We start from the raw sequence: 4527 nt of genomic DNA, 5'->3' as shown, positions 1-4527 counted from the left end.
CCAGCAACGGCCAGTGTTACAAGAGACGCTCGCTACCGCTACGCAACCGAGGTGTGAGTCTTAGCTAAAGACGAATACCAGCAAATCCTTGTATCCATCCTCATTCTCTCTACGACTCTTCACATCGATTCTAAGACCACCTACTTCTAAATCACCAGTCTGAAACCCATCATGGAAACCCCAGTCCACATCTTCATGTTCACACACCGTCGCAAAGGCAAATTCGGCTATCTTACCCTGCTCAGAGTCGTGTTTTGACTCTTTAAAATCACGTTGGTCTCTGGAATCTATCTCAGATTTCGAAAGTATGTGTGCGTGTTCTTGAACTTCTTTAGGAATATCCACATGGTAGTGTGTTCGACTCTCGTAGTCCAACGCATATACAGTAGATATCTCCAACCAGTCACCTATCGACCACTCTTCGTGTTCATATTCTGTTCCCTCCATCGGGTTCGGAACACTAACACTCATCAGACTCACCTCGAAGCTCTTCTTCGGTCAGAATTTCAGCGTAATCGTCCTCCCACATCCAGATAACCTTCTCTGTGTTTCTGATTCCAACATCAGGAGACCTTGAAGCACTCATTCTGAATCACCCTCGTTCTCATCTTCGTCGTCAGACGGCCAGACACCCTTTTCTACAAACACACGTCTACGACGTGCATGATACTGATATTCAGACATAGAACACCACCTCAGCGTCGTCTTCAGGAACTATAATCGAGTCCCAGTCATCAGTTATCGAGCGATACACAATGGGTTCCAAGTTTTTTGCAACCATACTACAACAAATGATAGTTTAGAATAAAGGTGTATTCCCAACATGGTGGTTATAGACCACCTTCGGGAAATACTTTTTAACATGGAAAACAATATAGTATATATGGCAAAACGAGACGATATCTGGGACCAAGCACTATACCACTTGGTCAACGACGGGAGCGTATCAACCAGAAAAATCAAACAACACGTAGATGCAAGCGACCAAACAATCCGTCACGTCCTCCATACATTGGAAGACAAAGGATACGTCGAGCGTGAATCCAACCGCCATCATACGTTCCACGCAAACGATAGAAACTATCTCTTCTCTCGGCTCGAATCCTGAAGATTGTGTATATACATCAACTTCGGGAAAGGCTTATATACCCTTGTACCTAAAGTTGACATGTATGAGTTCGAAACATAACTATTCGAAAGAAACAGACGGCGAAAGTAGCATCGAAACACGGGTTCCAATCCGGTGTACGAACGAATTCTGCAATGGACCAACACCAGATTCTATTCCAGAATCGAAGTTAGACTACGCACACTGTCCATCGTGTGAAGGAAACCTCGATGAACAAACCGGTTCGTTCTCTTGGAAAGAAAGCTATGAACACTTCCAAGAATCTCAAGAGGGCGACAGTGAAGATGATAAGAGAACACGATTTCACGAAATGGATGACGAGCATTGCGAAGTCATCCACGAAGACGAAGACAGAATCACAATACGAATCCGTCGTTTCCAGATAGTCGAACGAGGATTTTCTGGGTATGAAGTATCTCAAATAACTAATTTCGACCAAATCGACGGATGCGATGTTGTACTCAAACGAGGTGATGCCGCATGAGTAACAAAAAACGCATTTCGGGAAGTGTAGACCCTGAAGTAGCAGAATATCTCGACTCCGTTGATAACAAATCAGCGTATATAAACGAGATAATCAAGCGAGAAATGTCCCTATCCGGGGAGTCAACTCTTGGCCAGCTTCGTCAACAACGAGACGAATTAGACGAGGAAATCGAAGAGCTAGAAGACAAGCTGAATGCGAAGAAGGCGAAACGAAGCAACATCGTAGACGAAATCGAAGAACTGGAAGAGAAGCAGTCAGAGCAAAAAGAAGCTGTGTACGATAAACTGGAATACGCCCTTAAGGTCCATCCGAGTAAGCGGTCTCCAGAGGCGTGGAGCAAAGCCGTTACAGGACTTGGATTCACCACTGAACAGTTTGACGACCTTGTTTCCCATGCACTACCGGATGCCAGAGAAGACCGAGACCTCACCGACGAAGAGCGAGAACGAGCGGACGAGTGGCTTGACGAACACTAACTCGAAGAGTTATTTTCACTACTTCTCTGAAAATAGCGCCCTCCAAAGGGCAAAGTATGATTATTACGATTCGAGTAATATCATACGACTTATTGGAAATCTGATAACTTGTGTGAGAACACAGCCCCCTATACCCCCAGAGTATGATTATTACGATTCGAGTAATATCATACGATTCTGGTGTGTGAACATTCCTCAATGCAGGGTCTGGGAATCTAAATATGGCAGTAGATAGCTTGAAACTCCAATATTGTTCTCAGTGAACCCAGAAAGTATGATTATTACGATTCCGTAATAATTATTACTCCAGTACCCCCCGCCCCCTTTTCGTGAGAGTCCTTACGTTGCTGTTGTTGTGTGTGTGTGTTGTGTTGTGTTGTTGTAGTTGTAGTAGTAGTAGTGTAGTAGCACTAGTGTGGTATGCAGTCCCATGCCATACACAGCTACAGCCCGCACGTGTAGACCGCCACTCACACTATCAGACTAATTTGGCCATCTCTCCCCACGCATTAGCTAACTTCAGTAGTAGAGAAGGGTTTCCATCCTCTCGCCCTAGAAAATCTCTTAGAAACGTCTCTCTGCTATTTTCTCAATGATGCTCTGTGTAGATAGGCTCGTAATGGAGTCGCACAAGCTGTCCACAGCTTGGACAGACTAGGTGTATCAGGCTGTCTTCACCTGCTTTTGGTCGCATCGCAGTAGCTATCTAAGCAGTCTTGCTCAACCTCGCTCCACTCCCGGGTCTCGATGCACATGCTATAGTTCAAACAACGAAGGTTCGGTCGTGACGCACTTTCCATCGATACTAGCCCATTCGCTGAACTGCCAGTCTTGACACGTCATGGCTATTTTAGCGACTTCTTCGATATCTTCGATATCGTCTTCTTCGTCTGTGCTGATTTCCGTCGAGATAGCGCCTGCTTCGAGTCTGACTCTCGCCATACGTTATTCAAGTTGGACTAAAGCGTGATATACTGCTGAATATATTTCTGTTTGTTCCATCCTGCACTAAACCATTATTCTTGTATATATTACATTATTATATGGGTAGAAAAGAAATTGAGAAGAGTCGGGAAGAATTGCTTTCGAACTACAGTCCAGCACCAAACGATAAGGATGGGTGGGTCATCTGTGACCGGTGTGGATACAAGACGTTCGCTAATGTATCTGGGAATTATTCGAATCTATGGGAGCATGAGGAGAGCGAACACTGAGTCTAATTAGATGTTATCGAGATACGCTCTCCGTTGCTCCATTTTTTCCTCTGCTGAACGCTTGTCGTAGTGTTTTTCGAGAACATCTTCAGACACGTCCGCTCTATCTGAGACCATTTTCTCTGGCATATCCTTGCGGAGAAAGTGCGTGATGGAAGCACGCCTAATGGCGTGCGGACTTACGCTGTCGTCGCACTTGTGGGATGTTTTTCCGTCTGATTGACTGTTGCACTCCTCGGTCTCACACTCGTCACCTCTGAAACTCGGACAAGTCAGAGTGTAGCACCATCGACGCATTGTGTTCCTGTGAACCCGCCCTTGCTTACTGGAGAAGAGTGGTTCTCTCCCGTGTTGGTCGGTGTTGGTAACTCGGTGGTGTTGGAGGTAGTCATCGAGGATGGCGCAGGTCTCGTCTGAAAGTGCAACTGGGCGTTCCCCGGATGGGCCGTTTTTCAACTGTGTTCCATCTCGTTCACGGAAATATAGAAACTGGTTATCTGGGTCATAGTCGTCCACGTCTAGCGCACGGAGGGCACCGACACGAGCCGATGTGCGCCATGCAAGAAGGAACCAGACGTGTTCAACAGTTGCATAGTGGTATCGGTCAAGCGTCTCCAGTATCGCTTGAGCGTTGTCCTCAGAGATTTTTCGATTGTTCACCTCGTCCGACCGTTTCATCTTCACGCTCGGTACTGATTCACACAACTCTGAATCCACAATTCCAAGCCGTCCAAGATATCTCATAAACACACGCAGGGTGTCTAATTGCCCTTTCAGGGCAGATTTCGATAAGTCTCCGTCTTTTCGTCTCCAGTTCTTGTACTGTTCAATGTCGATTGGGTCGATGTTGGTAAGGTTTTCTACGTTATTCTGGTCGCACCATCGAACGAAGTGGTTTAGTCGATATTCGTGGGTTTTGAGTGTTGAATCTCTTACTTCGCCTTCTCTACTGTTCAAGTACATGCTCTGGCATTCGGAAGGTTCCGGGTTTCGGCTTGTCATAGTACATCCCGGAATCGCCATTTAGTCTGAGGTCGGTGGCGAGCAGGCCCGGAGGGGCTGCGAGGTAAACTGAGGTTCTGAAACTTTGTTTCAGGTTCTCAGGTGTGGTTCGAACCCGCCCGAGCCCACTGTTGCTGTCGCGGAGCGTGTCATAGAATCGATCACAGGGTTTTGAGCTTCGTACGTCCGGGATTGTGTCCTCTTTCGTAGTTGGTGACT

The 4527-nt window shown here is 46.4% G+C and carries 5 protein-coding genes; 3 read left to right on the top strand and 2 right to left on the bottom strand.

Annotated features, from left to right (window positions below; translation table 11 throughout):
- Window positions 1-60: 60 nt before the first annotated feature.
- Window positions 61-471 (bottom strand): hypothetical protein, encoded by a 411-nt coding sequence (locus FYC77_RS19825; protein WP_149083214.1) that lies wholly within the window; start codon window positions 469-471, stop codon window positions 61-63.
- Between the two features lie 352 nt (window positions 472-823).
- Here FYC77_RS19825 and FYC77_RS21140 point away from each other — a divergent pair, with 352 nt between their 5' ends.
- The 3 genes from FYC77_RS21140 to FYC77_RS19810 all read left to right on the top strand — a co-directional run bounded on the left by FYC77_RS21140 (window position 824) and on the right by FYC77_RS19810 (window position 2092).
- A complete protein-coding gene (locus FYC77_RS21140) occupies window positions 824-1108 on the top strand; it encodes a helix-turn-helix domain-containing protein (protein WP_149083213.1) in 285 nt (94 codons plus the stop codon).
- A 64-nt stretch (window positions 1109-1172) separates the two neighbouring features.
- Entirely contained in the window at window positions 1173-1613 is a 441-nt protein-coding gene (locus FYC77_RS19815; RefSeq protein ID WP_149083212.1) for a hypothetical protein, read from the top strand.
- Window positions 1610-2092, top strand: a complete 483-nt coding sequence (locus FYC77_RS19810) for a hypothetical protein (protein ID WP_149083211.1) — start codon at window positions 1610-1612, stop codon at window positions 2090-2092. Before FYC77_RS19815 ends, FYC77_RS19810 begins: the two co-directional genes overlap by 4 nt.
- 1220 nt (window positions 2093-3312) lie before the next feature.
- Here FYC77_RS19810 and FYC77_RS19805 read toward each other — a convergent pair.
- A complete protein-coding gene (locus tag FYC77_RS19805) occupies window positions 3313-4308 on the bottom strand; it encodes a tyrosine-type recombinase/integrase (RefSeq protein ID WP_162354574.1) in 996 nt (331 codons plus the stop codon).
- Window positions 4309-4527: the final 219 nt, after the last annotated feature.

The organism is Natrialba swarupiae, assembly GCF_008245225.1.
GTDB lineage: Archaea > Halobacteriota > Halobacteria > Halobacteriales > Natrialbaceae > Natrarchaeobius > Natrarchaeobius swarupiae.
This window is presented reverse-complemented; position numbering and strand designations above follow the sequence as displayed.

What these genes read in the sequence shown, in the direction of transcription:
- FYC77_RS19810 (WP_149083211.1), top strand. Translation starts at nt 1,610, where the DNA reads ATGAGTAACAAAAAACGCATTTCGGGAAGTGTAGACCCTGAAGTAGCA.
- FYC77_RS19825 (WP_149083214.1), bottom strand. Translation starts at nt 471, where the DNA reads ATGAGTGTTAGTGTTCCGAACCCGATGGAGGGAACAGAATATGAACAC.
- FYC77_RS21140 (WP_149083213.1), top strand. Translation starts at nt 824, where the DNA reads ATGGTGGTTATAGACCACCTTCGGGAAATACTTTTTAACATGGAAAAC.
- FYC77_RS19815 (WP_149083212.1), top strand. Translation starts at nt 1,173, where the DNA reads ATGAGTTCGAAACATAACTATTCGAAAGAAACAGACGGCGAAAGTAGC.
- FYC77_RS19805 (WP_162354574.1), bottom strand. Translation starts at nt 4,308, where the DNA reads ATGACAAGCCGAAACCCGGAACCTTCCGAATGCCAGAGCATGTACTTG.